This window comes from Acrocarpospora phusangensis (genome assembly GCF_016862995.1).
Taxonomy (GTDB): domain Bacteria; phylum Actinomycetota; class Actinomycetes; order Streptosporangiales; family Streptosporangiaceae; genus Acrocarpospora; species Acrocarpospora phusangensis.
Genome location: NZ_BOOA01000019.1, coordinates 65,608 through 84,138 on the forward strand (window position 1 = coordinate 65,608; position 18,531 = coordinate 84,138).

At 72.1% G+C, this 18,531-nt stretch carries 15 protein-coding genes; 11 read left to right on the forward strand and 4 right to left on the reverse strand.

The features are described from left to right. Positions 1-90: 90 nt before the first annotated feature. From Aph01nite_RS13905 to Aph01nite_RS13955, 11 genes are all read left to right on the forward strand, one after another. The gene (locus tag Aph01nite_RS13905) at positions 91-1,053 is read left to right on the forward strand and encodes an isopenicillin N synthase family dioxygenase (protein ID WP_204041275.1); all 963 of its coding nucleotides are present in this window, start codon (positions 91-93) and stop codon (positions 1,051-1,053) included. A gap of 95 nt (positions 1,054-1,148) precedes the next feature. Further along, positions 1,149-3,491 (forward strand): AAA family ATPase, encoded by a 2,343-nt coding sequence (locus Aph01nite_RS13910; RefSeq protein ID WP_204041276.1) that lies wholly within the window; start codon positions 1,149-1,151, stop codon positions 3,489-3,491. A 72-nt stretch (positions 3,492-3,563) separates the two neighbouring features. Further along, on the forward strand, positions 3,564-5,315 hold the full coding sequence (locus Aph01nite_RS13915) for an ABC transporter substrate-binding protein (RefSeq protein WP_239161660.1): 1,752 nt from the start codon (positions 3,564-3,566) through the stop codon (positions 5,313-5,315). Further along, complete coding sequence (locus tag Aph01nite_RS13920; protein ID WP_204041312.1) at positions 5,315-6,319, forward strand: ABC transporter ATP-binding protein; 1,005 nt, start codon at positions 5,315-5,317, stop codon at positions 6,317-6,319. The genes Aph01nite_RS13915 and Aph01nite_RS13920 overlap by 1 nt, the downstream gene beginning before the upstream one ends. Next, complete coding sequence (locus tag Aph01nite_RS13925; RefSeq protein WP_204041321.1) at positions 6,316-7,365, forward strand: ABC transporter ATP-binding protein; 1,050 nt, start codon at positions 6,316-6,318, stop codon at positions 7,363-7,365. The genes Aph01nite_RS13920 and Aph01nite_RS13925 overlap by 4 nt, the downstream gene beginning before the upstream one ends. Beyond that, complete coding sequence (locus tag Aph01nite_RS13930) at positions 7,362-8,309, forward strand: ABC transporter permease (protein ID WP_204041277.1); 948 nt, start codon at positions 7,362-7,364, stop codon at positions 8,307-8,309. Before Aph01nite_RS13925 ends, Aph01nite_RS13930 begins: the two co-directional genes overlap by 4 nt. Positions 8,310-8,315: 6 nt before the next feature. Continuing rightward, positions 8,316-9,269 carry an ABC transporter permease gene (locus Aph01nite_RS13935; protein WP_204041278.1) on the forward strand — a complete coding sequence of 318 codons (954 nt, stop codon included), beginning with the start codon at positions 8,316-8,318 and terminating at the stop codon, positions 9,267-9,269. A gap of 64 nt (positions 9,270-9,333) precedes the next feature. Continuing rightward, complete coding sequence (locus Aph01nite_RS13940) at positions 9,334-10,302, forward strand: ABC transporter permease (protein WP_204041279.1); 969 nt, start codon at positions 9,334-9,336, stop codon at positions 10,300-10,302. Further along, positions 10,299-11,225, forward strand: a complete 927-nt coding sequence (locus Aph01nite_RS13945; RefSeq protein WP_373872294.1) for an ABC transporter permease — start codon at positions 10,299-10,301, stop codon at positions 11,223-11,225. Before Aph01nite_RS13940 ends, Aph01nite_RS13945 begins: the two co-directional genes overlap by 4 nt. Further along, the gene (locus Aph01nite_RS13950) at positions 11,222-12,976 is read left to right on the forward strand and encodes an ABC transporter ATP-binding protein (protein WP_204041280.1); all 1,755 of its coding nucleotides are present in this window, start codon (positions 11,222-11,224) and stop codon (positions 12,974-12,976) included. Before Aph01nite_RS13945 ends, Aph01nite_RS13950 begins: the two co-directional genes overlap by 4 nt. Further along, complete coding sequence (locus Aph01nite_RS13955; RefSeq protein ID WP_239161661.1) at positions 12,973-14,676, forward strand: ABC transporter family substrate-binding protein; 1,704 nt, start codon at positions 12,973-12,975, stop codon at positions 14,674-14,676. Before Aph01nite_RS13950 ends, Aph01nite_RS13955 begins: the two co-directional genes overlap by 4 nt. On the opposite strand, the gene Aph01nite_RS13960 is transcribed toward Aph01nite_RS13955, so the two are convergent. From Aph01nite_RS13960 to Aph01nite_RS13975, 4 genes are all read right to left on the reverse strand, one after another. Continuing rightward, positions 14,640-15,560 carry a 5-oxoprolinase subunit C family protein gene (locus Aph01nite_RS13960; protein WP_239161662.1) on the reverse strand — a complete coding sequence of 307 codons (921 nt, stop codon included), beginning with the start codon at positions 15,558-15,560 and terminating at the stop codon, positions 14,640-14,642. The two genes, Aph01nite_RS13955 and Aph01nite_RS13960, sit on opposite strands and share 37 nt — an antisense overlap. Further along, positions 15,557-16,189, reverse strand: a complete 633-nt coding sequence (locus Aph01nite_RS13965) for a 5-oxoprolinase subunit B family protein (protein ID WP_239161663.1) — start codon at positions 16,187-16,189, stop codon at positions 15,557-15,559. The genes Aph01nite_RS13960 and Aph01nite_RS13965 overlap by 4 nt, the downstream gene beginning before the upstream one ends. Then, positions 16,186-16,944: a LamB/YcsF family protein gene (locus tag Aph01nite_RS13970; protein WP_204041281.1), complete on the reverse strand. Its 759-nt coding sequence runs from the start codon at positions 16,942-16,944 to the stop codon at positions 16,186-16,188. The genes Aph01nite_RS13965 and Aph01nite_RS13970 overlap by 4 nt, the downstream gene beginning before the upstream one ends. 65 nt (positions 16,945-17,009) lie before the next feature. Further along, the gene (locus Aph01nite_RS13975; protein WP_239161671.1) at positions 17,010-18,509 is read right to left on the reverse strand and encodes a hypothetical protein; all 1,500 of its coding nucleotides are present in this window, start codon (positions 18,507-18,509) and stop codon (positions 17,010-17,012) included. Positions 18,510-18,531 lie beyond the last annotated feature (22 nt).

Here is an 18,531-nt window from a genome sequence, read left to right on the forward strand (position 1 = left end):
ACGTGTCCCTTCGCATAGACGTAAGGAGCGTAGTGGGGCTACGTACCTGATTTCTATCGGAAATCAGGCCAAACCGGAGAGAATAGTGCGATGGGCAGTGAACTTCCGGTCATCGACGTCTCACCGCTGCTCGGCGGCGGGCCCACCGAAGAGGTCGCCAAGCGGATCGAGGCGGCCTGCGTGGACAGCGGCTTCTTCTACATCAGCGGGCACGGGGTCCCGGCCGACCTGATCGCGCGGCTGGACGCGAGCGCGCGGCGCTTCTTCGAACTCCCGCCGGACACCAAGATGAAGATCTCGATGGCCGCCGGCGGGCGGGCCTGGCGGGGCTTCTTCCCCGTGGGCGGAGAGCTCACCTCGGGGCGTCCGGACCTGAAGGAGGGCGTCTACTTCGGCGCGGAGCGGGAGCCCGACGGACGGCCGCTGCGGGGACGCAACCTGTTCCCCGAGGAGGTGCCCGAGCTCGGCGCGGCGGTGCTGCGCTACCTGGACGTGATGACCGAGGTCGCGCAGGCGGTCATGCGGGGCGTCGCGCTCAGCCTGGACCTGGAGGAGGACTACTTCGCCACCGGGTACACGGCCGACCCGACCATTTTGTTCCGGATCTTCCACTACCCGCCCGCCGAGCCCTCCGACGACGGCTGGGGAGTCGGCGAGCACACCGACTACGGCCTGCTCACCCTGCTGCTCCAGGACGAGAACGCGGGCCTGCAGGTGCACACCGCGCGCGGCTGGATCGACGCGCCGCCCATCCCCGGCACCTTCGTCTGCAACATCGGCGACATGCTCGACAAGCTGACCGGCGGGCACTACCGCTCCACCCCGCACCGGGTGCGCAACGAGAGCGGCGCGGAACGCCTGTCCTTCCCGTTCTTCTTCGATCCCGGCTGGGACAGCGAAGTGCCGCCGCTGCCGTCCCGGCCGCGCCTGGACGGCGGGAGGCCGCGCTGGGACGGACAGGACCTCAGGGCGTTCACCGGCACATACGGCGACTACCTTCTGTCCAAGGTCGCCAAGGTATTTCCGCAACTCCGGGCCGACGTGCTGGACTGACGGATTCGGGGCAGCGGAGAAGACGCGCCGAATCCGGCGGGGACGTCCATTCGACGCTTCCGTGCGGTATAACCGGGGGCGACCGGGGAGGTGTCATGCGGGAGGATGGCCGGGCCCGTCCCACGGGACGCGCGGCAGCACGGGACCTGTTCGAGCAGGTGCGACTTCGCTATTTCCACCTCCCGCCGTTCGCCAGACGGGCGGTCTTCATCGGCGGGCTGATCGGGGCGCTCGCCCTGGCGGTGGCCTTCGGGTGGTCGCTGTGGAGCACGTTCTTCGTCACCGTCGTGCTGCTGGCCTTCGTCGCGCTGGCGCTGCGTTTCCCGCGCGCCGCCGCGACCACGCTGGTGCTGGCCGGGTGGACGGTGCTCACGCCCTGGGTGCTCGGCGCGCTCAGCGGCCAGGGCGCGGGGCCGTACGCGCTGTTCATGCTCTTCCTGCTGGGCATCGTGGTCGGCGCGGCGGCGCACCTGATCCGCTGGGTGCCGCCCTGGCTGACCGCCCTGGCCGCCCTCGGCCCGGCCGCCGCCGTGGGCTTCGCGCTGTCCTCGATCTCCTTCGCCGCCAGCATCTGGGGCGCGTACGGCGTGGCCGCGGTCGCCCTGGTCTTCCGCCTGGTGCAGGCCCGCCGGGTGAAGGCGGACATGCCGGTCGAGGACGTGCCCGCCCAGCAGCGCGGCCGGGCGGGCGGCTACCAGCAGCCCTCCGCCGAACGCGGCCAGAAGACACCGCCCCCGATCACCGTGGAGCAGGCCCTCGGCGAGCTGGAGGGCATGATCGGGCTGGCCCCGGTCAAGGAGCAGGTCCGCTCCATCGCGGCCTCCATCGAGGCGGCCCGGCTGCGCCGGGAGGCGGGCTACAGCACCGAGCCGCCGATGCGGCACTTCGTGTTCGTGGGCCCGCCCGGCACCGGCAAGACCAGCGTGGCCCGCAGCCTGGCCAAGATCTTCTACTCGTTCGGGCTGCTGGAGACGCCGTTCGTGGTGGAGGCGCAGCGGGCCGACCTGGTGGGCGAGTACCTCGGGGCCACCGCCATCAAGACCAACGAGCTGATCGACCGGGCACTGGGCGGCGTGCTCTTCGTGGACGAGGCGTATGGGCTGATCAACTCCGGGGACGGGCAGCCGGACCGGTTCGGCCAGGAGGCCGTGCAGACGCTGCTGAAACGCGCCGAGGACGACCGGGACCGGCTCATCATCATCCTGGCCGGCTACGAGAAGGAGATGGCCGCCTTCCTGGGCTCCAACCCCGGGCTGTCCAGCCGATTCTCCAGCCGGGTCAGGTTCCCCAGCTACGACGCCGACGAACTGCTCGCGATCACCGAGTCGCTGCAGGCCGGGCGCGGCGACCGGCTCGCCCCCGAGGCGCGCCCGGTGCTGCGCGGCCTGTTCGAGGACGTGCACCGGCGCGGCCTGGTCGACGAGCTGGGCAACGCCAGGTTCGCCCGCAGCGTCACCGAGGCGGCGGCGCAGGCCAGGGACGTCCGGGTGGTCAGCGCGGGCGGCGCGCCCCGCGGCGAGGACCTGGTCACCACCACCGCCGCCGACGTGAGCAAGGCGTTCAACGAGATCACCGCGCGCTTCCGCGGCTACCAGGCCACGCCGACGCTGGAGGACGCGCTGCGCGACCTGGATCGCATGGCCGGGCTGGAACCGGTCAAACGGCAGGTGCACGCGATCACCGCGCAGCTGCGGGTGGCCCGCATGCGGGAGGAGCAGGGGCTCCCGGTGCAGTCGCAGATGCGGCACTTCGTCTTCGCCGGGCCGCCCGGGACGGGGAAGACCACGGTGGCCCGCATCCTCGGGCGGATCTTCTCGGCGCTCGGGCTGCTGGCCAGATCCGACGTGGTGGAGGCGTCCCGGGCCGACCTGGTCGGGCAGCATCTCGGCGCGACCGCGATCAAGACCAACGAGCTGGTCGACCGGGCGCTGGGCGGCGTGCTCTTCGTGGACGAGGCGTACAGCCTGGCCAACACCGGATACTCGGGCGGGGACGCGTTCGGCCAGGAGGCCGTGCAGACGCTGCTCAAGCGGGCCGAGGACGACCGGGACCGGCTGGTGATCATCCTGGCCGGCTACGAGCGGGAGATGGACGCGTTCCTGGCCACCAACCCGGGGCTGGCCAGCCGGTTCAACCAGCGGGTGGCGTTCCCCTCGTACTCGCCCGAGGAGCTGGCCGAGATCGCGGCGATGACCGCGGAGACCGCGGGGGACCGCTTCGATCCGGCCGCGTCGCGGGACCTGGCGGACGTGTTCGCGTGGGTCTGCCAGGAGCGGCTGATCGACGGCCTGGGCAACGGGCGGTTCGCGCGCTCGCTGTACGAGCGGGCCGCGCTCCGCCGGGACGTGCGGCTGGCGGCGCAGAGCAGCGCCAGCGCGGCCGAACTGGTCACCATCACCAGCGAGGACGTGCGCTCAGCCGTGGACGAGCTGTCCTGATCAGAGTTTTGCCTGCTCGTGGCGTTAAGCCACCCCACCGGATCTCACTATTGATGCCGGGGGGTGGGCTCGGTGAAGATCCGCGACGGTGTGGCGCTCGCGGCGATCGTGATGGTCGCGGCGGCGTGCGGGGGGCACGAGGACCACGCCCTCCCCGGTGGGGGCGGCATCCCGCAGCCGGGCGGCACGCTCAAGGTCGTCGGGTCCGGCGACGTGGACCATCTGGATCCCTCCTCGTCGTACACGGTCGTCGCGTACAACCTGAACCGGACGTGGACCCGGCAGCTGGTGACCTATCCGGCGAGCAATGACTTCGAGAAGGCCATCGCGGTCGTGCCGGACGTGGCGGAGAGCCTGCCGGAGATCAGCGGCGACGGGCGCACGTACACGTTCAAGATCCGGCAAGGGGTGCGGTGGAACACCAAGCCCGCGCGGCAGGTGACGGCGGCCGACTTCGTCCGGGGGCTCAAGCGGCTGGCGAACCCGGTGCAGCCGTCCGGGGGGATCTCGTACTACACCCAGACGATCGAGGGCATGCAGGAGTTCTTCAACGCCTTCCAGAAGGCGCCGAAGACGGCGGCCGGGATCGCGCACTTCATGGCGGCCAACCAGATCAAGGGGGTACGCGCGGTCGACGCGGCCACCCTGGAGATCCGGCTCACCAACAAGGCCAGTGACTTCCTCAACATCATGGCGCTGCCGTTCGCCTCGCCAGCTCCCGTGGAGTACGAGAAGTTCGTGCCCGACGGGCCGGACTTCCGGCAGAACACGATCTCGCTGGGGCCGTACCAGATCGGGAACTACCAGGCGGGGCGGACGATCCTGCTGGTGCGCAACCCGTCCTGGAACCAGGAGGCCGACCCGGTCCGGCACCAGTACGTGGACCGCATCCAGATCACGCTCGGCCAGGAGAGCGCCGACGTCGTGCAGCAGCTCCTGGAGGCCGGGCTCTCGGACCTGTCCTGGGACCAGCCGGTGCCCACCTCGGCCATCCAGCGGCTCAACGGCGACCCGGGCTTCCACGTGTACGAGGGCTCCTCGCTCAACCCGTTCCTGGTCTTCAACCTGCAGAGCCCCAACAACAACCGCGCCCTGGCCGACGTGAAGGTACGGCAGGCGATCAACTACGCCGTCAACAAGGTGGCGATCGCGCAGATCTTCGGCGGGCCCCGGCTGAACACCGTGGTGGAGGGGGCGATCCCGCCGGGCAGCATCGGGTTCGACGCGGACGTCAAGCCGTACATGGTGCCGGGGCACACCGGGGACCCGGCAAAATGCCGGACGATGCTGGCGCAGGCGGGCGTGTCCGGCCTGGTGCTCCAGTTCCCGTACCGGACCACGGGCAACCACGCCAAGGTGGCCCAGTCCATCGCGGGTGACCTGGGCAAGTGCGGCATCACCAGCAACCTCATCGCCACCTCGCCTGACGACTTCTACGGGCGGTACCTGTCGAGCGTGGCCAAGAGCCGCGAAGGCAAGTGGGACATCGGCGGCCCGGGCTGGCTGCCCGACTGGTACGGCAACAACGGCCGGTCGGTCGTCGTGCCGCTGTTCGACGGACGCAACTACACCGAGGGCTCCACCAACTACGGCGCCTACAACAACCCCGCGGTCAACGCGCTGATCGACAAGGCGCTCACGGCCGGGACCGAGTCCGCCGCGGCGGGCTACTGGAAGGAGGCCAACGCCATGATCATGGCGGACGCGCCGATCGTGCCGGTCATCTCGCAGAACGTGCCGACCTTCCACTCCAGCCGGGTGCAGAACGCGGTCTACTCGCCGCTGTCCCAGCAGTTCGACTACACGCAGCTGTGGCTGGGCTGATGGCGCTGCTGGAGGTCTCCGGGCTCACGGTGTCGTTCCCGACGCCGGACGGCGTGGTGCGGGCCGTCCGGGGGATGAGCTTCGAGGTCGAGCGGGGCAGGACGCTCGGCATCGTGGGCGAGTCGGGCTCGGGCAAGAGCGTCAGCACGCAGACGCTGATGGGGCTCACCCGGGGCGCCGAGGTGTCCGGTTCGGCGCGGTTCGAGGGGCGCGAGCTGATCGGCATGCCGGCGGAGGAGCTGCGGCGGCTGCGCGGGGCGCAGATCGCGATGATCTTCCAGGATCCGCTGTCCAGCCTGCACCCGCTGTACACCGTGGGCTGGCAGATCGTCGAGCTGATCCGGATCCACGAGCCCGCGACCACCAAGGCGCAGGCCCGCAAGTGGGCGATCGAGCAGCTGGCCCTGGTCGGCATCCCGCAGCCGGACCGGCGGGTGGACGACTACCCGCACCAGTTCTCCGGCGGCATGCGGCAGCGCGCGATGATCGCCATGGCGCTGGCCCTGCAACCCAAGCTGATCATCGCGGACGAGCCCACGACCGCGCTGGACGCGACCGTGCAGGCGCAGATCCTGGACCTGATGGCCCGGCTCCAGCGGGAGTTCGACACCGCCCTCATCATGATCACCCATGATCTCGGGGTGATCGCCGACATGGCCGACCAGGTCCTCGTCATGTACGCGGGCAAGCCGATCGAGGTCGCGGAACGGCGGGAGCTGTACTACCGGCCGCACCATCCGTACACGGTGGGGCTGCTGGAGTCGGTGCCCAGCACCACCGGGGCCAAGGAGCGGCTCAAGCCGGTGCCGGGGCAGCCGCCCAGCCTGCTCAGGCCGCCGTCCGGCTGCGCGTTCCATCCGCGCTGCCCGTACGTCATGCCGAAATGCCGGACGGACGTGCCGCCGCTGATGGGGGAGGAGCACCTGTCGGCGTGCTGGCTGCCGCTGGACGTCGTCGGGCTGGGCCCCGAGGCCGCGCGGCGGCGTACGGAGGAATCCTCGTGACGCCCCTGCTCAACGTCTCCGACGTGCGGAAGTACTTCCCGATCAGGAAGGGTGTGTTCCTCCGGCGCGAGGTCGGCCGGGTCCACGCCGTGGACGGCGTGAGCCTCCAGGTGCGGGCCGGGGAGACCCTCGGGATCGTGGGCGAGTCCGGCTGCGGGAAGTCCACGCTGGCCCGCTGCGTGACCGGCCTCTATCCGGTGACGTCGGGCTCCATCGAGTTCGACGGCGCGCCCATCGGCGGCAAGGGCTTCCGGCGCGACGTCCAGATGATCTTCCAGGATCCGTACGGCTCGCTCAACCCGCGGCGGCGGGTGGGCTCCATCATCGCCGACCCCCTGGTCATCCACCGGATCGGGAACGCGGCCGAGCGCCGCCGGCGGGTCCAGGAACTGATGGAGCTGGTTGGGCTCAACCCCGAGCATTTCAACCGGTTCCCGGCGGAGTTCTCCGGCGGGCAGCGGCAGCGCATCGGGATCGCGCGGGCGCTGGCGTCCCGGCCCCGGCTGGTGGTCTGCGACGAGCCGGTGTCCGCGCTGGACGTGTCGATCCAGGCGCAGGTCATCAACCTGCTGAAGGACCTCCAGGCGGAGCTGGGGCTGACGTACGTGTTCATCGCGCACGACCTGTCGGTGGTCCGGTACGTGAGCGACCGGGTGGCGGTGATGTACCTCGGGCGGATCGTGGAGATCGCGCCGGGGGAGGATCTGTACAAGACGCCGCGGCATCCGTACACCAACGCGCTGCTGTCGGCCGCGTCGGTGGCCGACCCCGACCTGTCGGCCCGGCGCGAGCGGATCGTGCTCACCGGCGACGTGCCCTCGCCCATCACGCCGCCCTCGGGCTGCCGGTTCCATCCGCGCTGCCCGAAGGCCCAGGCCCGGTGCGTGCGCGAGGACCCCCTGTTGCTGCCGGGCGGCGACCACTCCGCCGCGTGCCACTTCCCGGTCGTACCGGGCGAGCGTCTCGGTGCGGAGCACGCGGGGATCCCGCAGGAGTCGACCGAGCCCGGGCTGGGCCGTACGGAGCCGGACAGGGGTGGCGAATGAGCCTGACGGACGCCTCGGCGGAGGCGGAGCACGTTCCCGAGGAGGCGCCGGCGGTCCGGGGGAAAGGGCCGTGGCGGCTGGCCTGGGAGCGGCTGGCCCGGGACCGGGCGGCGATGGTCTCGCTGGGGGTGATCGCCGTCATCGTGCTGCTGGCGCTGCTCGCGCCCGTGTTCGCGGCGATCACCGGCCACGACCCGCAGGCCCAGTTCCCGGAGACCGGGCTGACGCCGGAGGGCCTGCCGGTGGGACCCGGCTCGGACTTCTGGCTGGGCGCCGACAGCCTCGGCCGCGACCTGTTCATCCGCATCCTGTACGGCGCGAGGATCTCGCTCCTGGTGGGCCTGCTGTCCACGCTGCTGGCCACCGTCTTCGGGATCGTGGCCGGCATGGTCGCCGGGTTCTACGGCGGCTGGGTGGACGGCGTGCTGGCCCGGGTGCTGGACGTGGTGCTGAGCTTCCCGTACCTGCTGGTGGCGATCGTGCTGGTGGCGGCGCTGGGGGCGAGCGTGCCGCTGATGATCTTCGTGATCGCGTTCTTCTCGTTCGCGGCCATGGCGCGGGTGGTGCGGGGGCAGACCATCGCGTACAAGGAGCGGGAGTTCATCGAGGCGGCGCGGTCGATGGGGGCGGGCAAGGTGCGCACCATGTTCGTGGACGTGGTGCCGAACCTGATCGCGCCGGTCACGGTGCTGGCCACGCTGCTGATCCCGACCTCCATCGTGTTCGAGGCCACGCTGTCCTTCCTCGGCCTGGGCGTGGACCCCCGCACCGCCAGCTGGGGCGCCATCCTGGCCGACTCGGTGGACTTCTACCGGGTCGCCCCCGGGCTGCTGGTCTTCCCCGCGCTGATGCTCCTGCTCACCACGCTGTCCTTCAACCTGCTCGGGGACGGCATCCGCGACGCCCTCGACCCGCGCAGCGACCGGCTGCTTCCCGGAAAGTAGCCGCCGATGACACGCTTCATCATCCGCCGGGTCCTGTTCGGCGTGATCGTGCTCTGGCTGGTGGCCACCACGGTCTTCCTGCTCTTCTTCGCCGGTCCCGCCGACAACGTGGCCCGCCGCCTGGCCGGGCCGCGCGCGCCGATGGAGGTGATCGAGCAGATCAAGGACACGCTGGGCCTGAACCGGTCGATGTGGGAGCAGTACGCGAGCTTCCTGGGCAACCTGCTCCACGGGGATCTGGGCATCTCCTTCATCAGCCAGACGCCCGTGACCACGCTCATCATGCAGAGCCTGCCCGGCACGCTGTGGCTGGTCGCGGGGGCGGCGGTGCTGTGGATGGCGGCGGGCATCACCGGCGGGGTGATCAGCGCGGTCCGGCCGCGCAGCGTCCTGGACCGTACGACGACCGTGCTGGTGCTGGCCGGCATCTCGCTGCCGACGTTCGTGCTCGGCATGCTGATGGTCTATCTGGCGCTGTCGGTGTTCCCGTGGACGGGGTTGCAGCCGGGGCCGTACATCTCGCCGCTGCTGGACTTGAAGGGCTTCCTCCAGGTCATGATCATGCCCTGGGTCTGCCTGGCGGTCGTGCAGGCCGCCGTGTACGTGCGGCTCACCCGGGGCTCGATGCTCGACACGCTCGGCGAGGACTACATCCGCACCGCGCGGGCCAAGGGCGCGCCGGAGCGCCGGGTCACCTACCGGCACGGGCTGCGGGCCGCGCTGACGCCCGTGGTCACCCAGTTCGGCGTGGACATCGGCACCCTGCTCGGCGGCGTCGTCGTCACCGAGTCGGTGTTCGGCCTGCAGGGGCTCGGGCAGCTCATGATCCGCTCGGTCCGGTACGGGGACCTGCCGGTGATCATCGGCGCGGCCATCCTGGCGTCGGCGTTCATCGTGGTGGCCAACATCGTGGTGGACGTCGCGTACTCGTTCCTCGATCCGCGGGTCCGGCTGGCCTGAAACTGTCACTCATAGTCGCTACTCTGTTGCGCACTGTTGTTATCCGGTGTCAGGGGGCGACCAGGTGGCGGGGTTTCTGGCCCGGCGGCTGATCGGGTATGTCGTGCTGGTGGCCGTCGCCGCCAGCGTGGCCTACCTGCTGGCCGCCGTCGCGCTGAACCCGCGCGCCAACTACGCCGAGCGCACGCCGCGTCCGCCCGAGTCCGCGGTCGACGCCCAGCTGGCGGCCTACAACCTGAACGACAAGGAGCCGCTGGCTTCCCGCTTCGCCACCTGGGCGGGCGGCGCGCTGCGCGGGGACTTCGGGCGCACCTGGAACGGCGCGTCCGTCAACGACGACCTCGGCCGCCGGGCCGGGGTGACGCTCCGCCTGGTCGCGGCCGGCCTGCTGCTGGGCGCGGTGGCCGGGATCGCCGTGGGCGCCTGCGCGGCCGTGGGGCAGTACGGGTGGTTCGACCGGCTCTCCACCCTCGCGTCCTTCGGCGTGCTGGCCGTGCCGACGGTCGTGCTGGCCAACGTGCTGATCATCGGCGCGGTCTGGCTCAACGACCTGACCGGCATGAAGATATTCCTGGTCAGCGGCGAGGCCACGCCCGGCGTCGACTCGGTGCTCGACCGCCTCCGGCATCTGGTGCTGCCGACGCTCACCCTCGCCCTCGGCATGGCCGCCGTCTTCAGCCGCTACCAGCGCAACATGCTCCTGGACGTGCTCGGCGCCGACTTCGTGCGCACCGCCCGCGCCAAGGGGCTCACCCGCCGCGCCGCGTACGGGCGGCACGCCCTGCGGGTGGCCCTGATCCCCGTGGCCACGTACTTCGCCTTCACCTTCGGCGCCCTGCTCGTCGGCACCACCGTCACCGAGACCATCTTCGGGTGGTACGGGCTGGGCCAGCAGCTGGTCGCCTCCATCCGCGCCAACGACGTCAACACCGTGGCCGCCATCAGCTGCCTGGCCGCGGTGGCCCTGCTGGTGGCCGCCGTGGCCGCCGACGTGCTGCACGCCGTGCTCGACCCGCGGGTGCGCGCGACATGACCCATGACATGAAGCCGGACGCGGTCGCGGGCGTGCGGGTGACGCCGCCGGGGGAGCCGGTCGTCCGCGTCCCGGCGCGGTGGCGGATCGTGCTGGGGCGGTTCGCGGGGTCCTGGGGCGGGCGGGCCGGGGTGGTGCTGCTCGGGGGGCTGTTCGTGCTGGCGTTCGCCGGGCCGGTGGTCGGGCCGTGGTCGTACGAGGACAGGGACTTCCTGGCGTTCCTGCAAGGGCCGTCCTGGGCGCACTGGTTCGGGACCACGCAGACCGGCGGCGACGTGTTCGCGCTGACGCTGCGCGGCATGCAGAAGTCGCTGCTGATCGGGCTGCTGGTCGCGGTGGTGTCCACGGGGGTCGCCGCCGTCGTGGGCGCGTTCGCGGGCTACTACCTGGGCTGGACGGACCGGGTGCTCGGCTGGGTCACGGACCTGCTGCTCGTGCTGCCGGCGTTCCTGGTCATCGCCGTCCTGTCGCCCGCCATCGGCCACGGCGCGTGGCTCGTCCTGGTGATGCTGCTCGCCGCGTTCATGTGGATGGTCACCTCCAAGGTGGTCCGCGGCATGACCATCTCGATCAAGGAACGGGAGTACGTGCTGGCCGCCCGCTTCATGGGCGTGCCCGGCTACCGGATCATCTTCCGGCACGTGCTGCCCAACATGGCCTCGCTGCTGATCGTGGACGCCACGATCAACGTCAGCGCGGCCATCCTGACCGAGACCTCGCTGTCCTACTTCGGGTTCGGGGTGCGCCCGCCGGACGTGTCCCTCGGCGGGCTGATCGCGGACGGCGCCAGGACGGCGCTCTACGCGCCCTGGACGTTCTGGTTCGCGGCGGGGCTGCTCGTCCTGCTGGTGCTCGCGGTGAACCTGATCGGCGACGCGCTGCGGGACGCCTTCGACCCCACCTCGGACGGGAGGCGGCGGTGACGGTCCTGGAGGTGCGCGACCTGACGGTGCGGTTCGGGGAGACCCCGGCCGTGCAAGGGGTCGCCTTCGAGGTCGCGCGCGGGGAGGTCCTCGGCGTCGTCGGCGAGTCCGGCTCGGGCAAGTCCGTGAGCGTGCTGGCCGTGCTCGGCCTGCTGCCCCGGCAGGCCGCGGTCACCGGCTCGGTGCGGCTGCACGGCCGGGAACTGCTCGGCGCGCCGGAGAAGGAGCTCACCGCGTTGCGCGGCAGGTCCCTGGCCATGGTCTTCCAGGACCCGCTCGCCGCGCTGACGCCGGTGCACCGGATCGGCGACCAGGTCGCCGAGGCGATCCTGGCGCATCAGGACCTGCCCAGGAAGCAGGCCAGGGCGCGGGCGGTCGACCTGCTCGACCTGGTCGGCATCCCCGAGCCCGGCCGCCGGGCGCGGGCCTTCCCGCACGAGTTCTCCGGCGGCATGCGCCAGCGCGTCATGATCGCGATGGCCGTGGCCAACGACCCGGACGTGATCATCTGCGACGAGCCGACCACCGCGCTGGACGTCACCGTCCAGGCCCAGATCCTGGACGTGCTCGGCACCGCCCGCCGGGAGACCGGGGCCGCCGTCGTCTTCGTCACCCACGACCTCGGCGTCGTGGCCGGCCTTGCCGACCGGGTCATGGTGCTGCGCGCCGGCCGCGTCGAGGAGACCGCGCCGGTGGACGACCTCTTCTTCCGGCCGCGCACCGCCTACACGCGGAACCTGCTCGCGGCCGTACCCCGGATCGACCGGCGACACCGCCGATCGGCCCCGCCGCCTGGGGGCGAGCGGGTGCTCCAGGTCGAGGGCCTGGTCAAGCGGTACGGGCGGGGCGCCCGCGCGGTGGACCGGGTCAGCTTCGCCGTACGGGCGGGGGAGACGTTCGGGCTGGTGGGCGAGTCGGGCTGCGGCAAGACCACGACGCTGATGGAGATCCTCGCGCTGGCCGCGCCGCAGGCCGGGCGGATCGTGGTGCTGGGCCGGGACACGGCCGGGCTGACCCGGCGGGAACGGCTGGAGCTCCGGCGGGACCTGCAGGTGGTCTTCCAGGATCCGATGGCGAGCCTGGACCCCCGGATGACCGTGCACGACATCGTGGCCGAACCGCTGCGCGCGCACGGGCTCGCCGCCGACCGGGTGCCCGAGCTGCTCCGGCTGGTCGGGCTGGACCCCGGGCAGGCCGCGCGCTACCCGCAGGACTTCTCCGGCGGCCAGCGGCAGCGCATCGCGATCGCCCGCGCGCTGGCCCTGGCCCCCCGGCTGCTGGTGCTCGACGAACCGGTGTCCGCGCTGGACGTCTCGATCAGGGCCGAGGTCATCGCGCTGCTGGCGGACCTGAAGGCGCGGCTGGGGCTGTCCTACCTGCTGGTCGCCCACGACCTGGCCCTCGTCCGGGGGATCGCGGACCGGGTCGCGGTCATGTACGCGGGACGCATCGTCGAGATCGGCCCGGTCGAGGCCGTCTTCGCCGAACCCCGTCATCCGTACACGCGGGCGCTGCTGGCGGCGGTCCCCGTGCCGGACCCGGCGCGGGAACGGGCCCGGCGGCGGGCGCCGCTGCGGGGGGAACCGCCCGGGGGAGCGGCGGCGTACCCCGGCGGCTGCCGCTTCCGCGGCCGCTGCCCCGTGTACGCGGAGCTCGCCGCCGCGCCGGCGTCCCGGTGCGTGAACGAGGAGCCCGAGCTTGGCGGGGCGGATGGGGCCGCCTGCCACCACCCTTCTGGAGGAACACGTTGAGAGCACGATGGATCGGGGCACTGCTGGCGGGGCTCCTGCCGGTGTCGCCGGCGCTGACGGCCTGCGGGGGCGCGCCGGGCGGGGAGGTGGCCGCGGTGTCCCCGCTCAAGGCGTACGACATCAATCCGCTGCCGCGGGAGCGGGTGCGGGACGGCGGGACGCTGCGGTGGGGGCTGACGGAGTATCCGGCGCAGTGGAACCAGCACCACATCGACGGCAACCACGCGGACGTGAAGACCGTCATGGACGCGCTGCTGCCGCGCGCGTTCCGGTCCGACGAGCGGGCCGACATCAGCGCCGACCCCGACTACGTGATCTCGGCCGAGGTGACGGCCACCGCGCCGCGGCAGGTCGTGACGTACACGCTGAACCGGTCGGCGAAGTGGTCGGACGGGAAGCCGATCACCTTCGCCGACTACGCGGCGCAGTGGCAGGCGCTGCGCGGGGCCAACGCCGGCTACCGGGTGGCGGCGGTCACGGGCTACCAGGACATCGCGAGCGTGGCCAAGGGCAAGGACGACTACCAGGTGGTGGTGACCTTCGCGCGGCCCTTCGGGGACTGGCGCTCGCTGTTCTCCCCGCTCTACCCGGCCTCCGCCAACGCCACGCCCGAGGCGTTCAACAGCGCCTGGGCGAGCAGGATCCCGGTCACGGCCGGGCCGTTCAAGTTCGCCTCCTTCGACCACACGGCCAAGACGGTGACCCTCGCCAGGGACAACGCCTGGTGGGGGGCCAAGGCCAAGCTCGACAAGATCATCTTCCGGGGGCTCGAGTCCGACGCCAGGATCGGGGCCTTCGCCAACGGGGAACTCGACGTCTTCGACATCGGGCCGTCCGCGCCCGACTACGCCCGCGCCCGGACCACCCGGGGCGGCGTCGTGCGCCAGGCCGCCGCGCCCGACTTCCGGCATCTCACCTTCAACGGGGAGAGCCCGGTCCTGTCGGATCTGCGGGTCCGGCAGGCGCTCGTGCTCGGCCTGGACCGGCGGGTCATCGCCCAGTCCGACCTGCAGGGGCTGAACTGGCCGACGACCCTGCTGGACAACCACTTCCTGATGAACAGCCAGGAGGGCTACCAGGCCAACGCCGGGAGTCTCGGCGCGCAGGATTCGGCGCGGGCCAGCCGGCTGCTCGACGAGGCCGGCTGGAAGATGACCGGCGCGGCCCGGGTCCGCGAGGGCAAGGAGCTGACGGTCCGCTTCGTCATCCCGTCCGGCCTGCAACTGGCCAAGTCCGAGGGCGAGATCGTGCAGACGATGCTGCGTCCGCTGGGCGTGCGGCTGACCATCCAGACGGTGCCGAGCAGCGATTTCTTCACCAAATACGTCATCCCCGGCAACTACGACATCGCGCCTTTCTCCTACGTCGGGACGCCGTTCCCGGTGTCGGCCAGCTACGGGACGTACGCGAACGGCGTCACCGGCCCCGGGGACGACGTCCGGTGGAACGCCAACCTGGGGCGCAGCGGCAGCCGCGAGATCGACGCCCTGCTCCGGCAGGCCGGCGCCGAGCTCGACCCGGTCAAGGCCAAGGCGCACCTGAACGCCGCGGACCGCCTGGTCTGGCAGAAGGTCAACGTGCTCACCCTCTACCAACGCCCCCAGAACGTGGCGGTCCGCGCCGATCTGGCCAACGTCGGCGCCCGCGGCTTCCGCGACCTGGACTACGCGGATATCGGATTCGTCCAGAACCACTCGTGATACGCCAGGAGGTCCAGCGGTCCGGTGGCCTCCTGCGTCTCGCTCAGGCGGAAGCGGATCCGGGTCCCCGGGCGGCACTGCGCGACGGCCGGCAGGTCGGTCGCCCGGACGACCCCGACGACGGGATAGCCGCCCGTCGGCGGATGGTCGGCCAGGAAGACGATCGGCTGGCCGTTCGGCGGGACCTGGACGGCGCCCGCCACCATGCCCTCGCTCGGCAGCTCGCCCTGCCGGCTCCGGGTCAGGGCCCGTCCGGTCAGCCGCACGCCGACCCGGTTGCTGTCCGAGCTCACCTCGTACGGCTCCGCGCACAGTTCGTCCAGGGCCTCCGGCGTGAACCAGTCGTCCCGCGGGCCCCGGATCACCTCGACGACCGGGTCCGGCGGGAAACCCGCGACCGGGGCGAGGTCCACCGACAGCGGCTCGCCGGTGGACCCCACCGGCAGCACGGTCCCCCGCTGGAGGGGCGGCGGCCCCAGCCCCGACAGGGAGTCGGTGGAGCGGCTCCCCAGGACCGGTTCGACGGCGACGCCGCCCCGGACCGCCACATAGGTCCGCAGTCCCGACGTGGGCATACCGATCCGGACGTCGCCGCCCGCGGGCACCCAGACCGGACCGGCCATGCCGACCGCGCGTCCCCGTACCCGGACCGGGCAGCAGGCTCCGGTGATCGCGATCCAGCCGCCCTGGCCGAACCGCAGGACCGCCCCGCCGAAGGTGAGCTCGATCAGCGCGGCCGACTTCGGGTTCCCGACCAGCCGGTTCGCCAGCGCCGCGCTGCCGGCGTCGGCCGCCCCCGACCGGGGCACCCCCAGATGCGCGTACCCCGGCCGCCCGAGATCCTGGACGGTCGCGTACGGACCCGGCTCCATGACTTCGATCACGCCGCCACCATCCGCACCCGCGTCCCCGGCCGCAGCAGCGACGGCGGCTCGGCCGTCACATCCCAGACCCGCGTCCTGGTACGGCCCAGCAACCGCCACCCACCCGGGGAAGCCGCCGGATAGATCGCCGAATAACGCCCGGCGATCGCCACGGAACCGCCGGGCACCGACGTGCGCGGCACCTCCAGCCGGGGCACCTCCAAGGCCGGGTCGAGCCCCACCAGGTAGGCGAACCCGGGCGCGAACCCGAGCCACCCCACCACGAACGGCGACGCGCAGTGCCGCGCCACCACCTCGTCCACGCTCAGGCCCGTCAGCTCCGCGACCACGGCCAGATCGGCTCCGTCGTACTCGACCTCGACGACCACCTCGGCCGGAGCCGGCCCGGCGTCCGGCCCGAGGCCGCCCGGCTCCCGGACCACCGCCTCGACCCGCTCCCAGATCTCCTCGAAGTCCTCCTCGGCGGCCACCACGAGCACGGTCTCCGGCCCCGGCACGATCTCCTCCACGCCCGCGAGGGCCAGCCCGCGCAGGGCGGCGTCCAGCCGGTGCGACTCCGCGAGCGCGCCCGTCTCCACCAGCAGGGCGCGTTCCCCGACCCGCCGCAGCACCCCGCTCGCGCCCGTCACGCGAACGGCCCCACGGTCAGGCCGGCCCCGGCCAGCGCGTCCCGTACGGCCCGCGCCAGCGCCACCGCGCCGGGCGTGTCGCCGTGCACGCAGATGGACCGGGCGCGCATGGCCAGCTCGGTGCCGTCCGTGGCCGTCACCGTGCCGTCGGCCGCCATCCGTACGGCCCTGGCGGCCACCTCGGCGGAGTCGTGCAGGACCGCCCCGGCTTCACGCCGCGAGGTCAGCGTGCCGGCCGGCGTGTACGTGCGATCGGCGAAGAACTCCGCGACCGCGGGGATCCCGTACCGGGGGGCGAGGTCATGGACGACCGAGGAGGGCAGGGTGAGCACCGGCAGCGGAGCGGGAGCGGGGTAGTCGGACACGGCCGCCAGCAGGGCCTCGGCCTGGACGGGGTCGTGGACGATCCGGTTGTAGAGGGCGCCGTGCGGCTTCACGTAGGAGACCCGGCCGCCGCACGCGCGGGCGATGCCGTCCACCGCGGCCAGCTGGTAGAGGATCTCGGCGCGCAGTTCCTCCGGCGGCACGTCCATGTCGCGGCGGCCGAAGCCGGGCAGGTCGCGGTAGGACACCTGGGCGCCGACGGCCACCCCTCGGCTGACGGCCGCCGCGCACGTGCGGCGGATCGTGAGCGGGTCGCCGGCGTGGAAGCCGCATGCGACGTTCGCGCTGGTCACAACATCCAGCAAAGCCTCGTCGTCGCCGAGTTTCCAGACGCCGAACCCTTCGCCCAGGTCGGCGTTGAGATCGATCATCGTCACATCATGCCCGCCGGGGCAGCTCAGCGCCCTCAGGAACATCCCAGGCTTGCGGGCCGGCTTCAGGACGGGGGCTCGTCGGGGATGTCGGCGATGTCGTCCAGGGCGGCGGCCAGCTCGTCCGGGTGGTCGCCGATGCGCTCGGCGATCTCGATGAGCACGTGCAGCACGTCGTGGCGGTCGTGGCCGAGGTCGATCAGCCGCTGGGCGGCCTCCCACATCTGCGGCGGGTCGCCGTCCCAGAGCCGCCCGGCGATCTCCTGGTGCCAGGCCAGATGCTCGGCGAAGTCGGGCCGGTCGAACTCGGCCGCGTGGTCGATCTCCAGCAGGATGCGCCGGTCGGCCTCGTCGGCGGGATTGAGGGCGTCCAGGTCGATGTCGCCGTGTTTGCCCTGGAGCATCGGGAACACGAACGCCCGGCGGGCCAGCGCGGACAGGTCGCCGTCCGGCAGCAGGCGCTCGACCAGCGACCGGTCGAGCCCGAACGTGGTCGGATCCCGGTACGCCTCGGTGAACCGGCCGGTCGCCTCCCAGACCGCGTCCAGCGTCGCCCGTACGGCGTGCTCGGACAGGCCGATGCGGTACCCGGCGAACCGCACCCAGGCGGCCAGCACGTGCGGCATCGCGTCCTGCTCGGCGGGCGTGAGCATGACCTTGCGCGGCAGCCAGTCCAGCAGGAAGGTCTCGCACTTGGTGGGGCTCACCCGCCGGGGGCGGCCGAAGTCCTGGTCGCAGCCGTAGTCGATGATGTGGTCGGCGCAGCGGGAGGCCGCCGACGGGTCGGACAGGTTCTCGGCCGCGTCGGAGCCGAGGAACTCGGCGGCCAGCATCGCCCGGCGCTCCCGGGTGTAGGGGGCCTCGCTGTGCGGTGGCGCCGGCCGTTTGCGGCCAGGCGGTAAGGCCTTGATCCTGGACCGCGCGAACGCGTGGTAGGCGCTGTAGCTGTCGCTGACCAGCTTGGGGGCCTTGCGGTCGTACGCCTCCTTGGTGGCCTTCATCGCGAACTCCAGGAGGGCCCGGGCCTGCTGCGGCTCGATCTCCTCGAAGCGCAGCATCGGGTTGCCGGCCGCCTCCAGGCCCGCCTGCTCCAGCAGCTTGTCCACCTGGGTGGACACCCAGGCGTCCCTGGCCATGCCGCGCATGTTGTAGTCCACGACCATGACCAGGGCGTGGGTGTCCTCGCCGTTGTAGTTGAAGGTGCAGACGACGGTGTCCTGGTCGCCGTAGATGTCCCGGGAGACGAAACAGCCGGCGGGTTTGACCGCGCCGACCCGGTCCGCCCAGCGCGGCCGGGCCACGTCGGACTCCATCAGCGCCAGCGCGGCCCCCTCGGCCTTGGCCGCCTGGCGCGCCGTGCCCAGGTAGGCCACCGAGATCAGCAGGGTGAGCGCCGCCGGGCTGCCCGCCTTGGCGGCGTAGTCGACCAGGCCCTCACCCAGGATCTGCTCGACGTCGCCGCCGCGCAGCCGTTTGCCCCACCAGGCGCCGAGCATGTCGGACACCATGAGTTCCGCGTCCAGCGGGCTCCGCACGGCGAGCAGTTCGCGCGCCGCCAGCAGCATCTCCGCGAAGACGTCGTCGGGC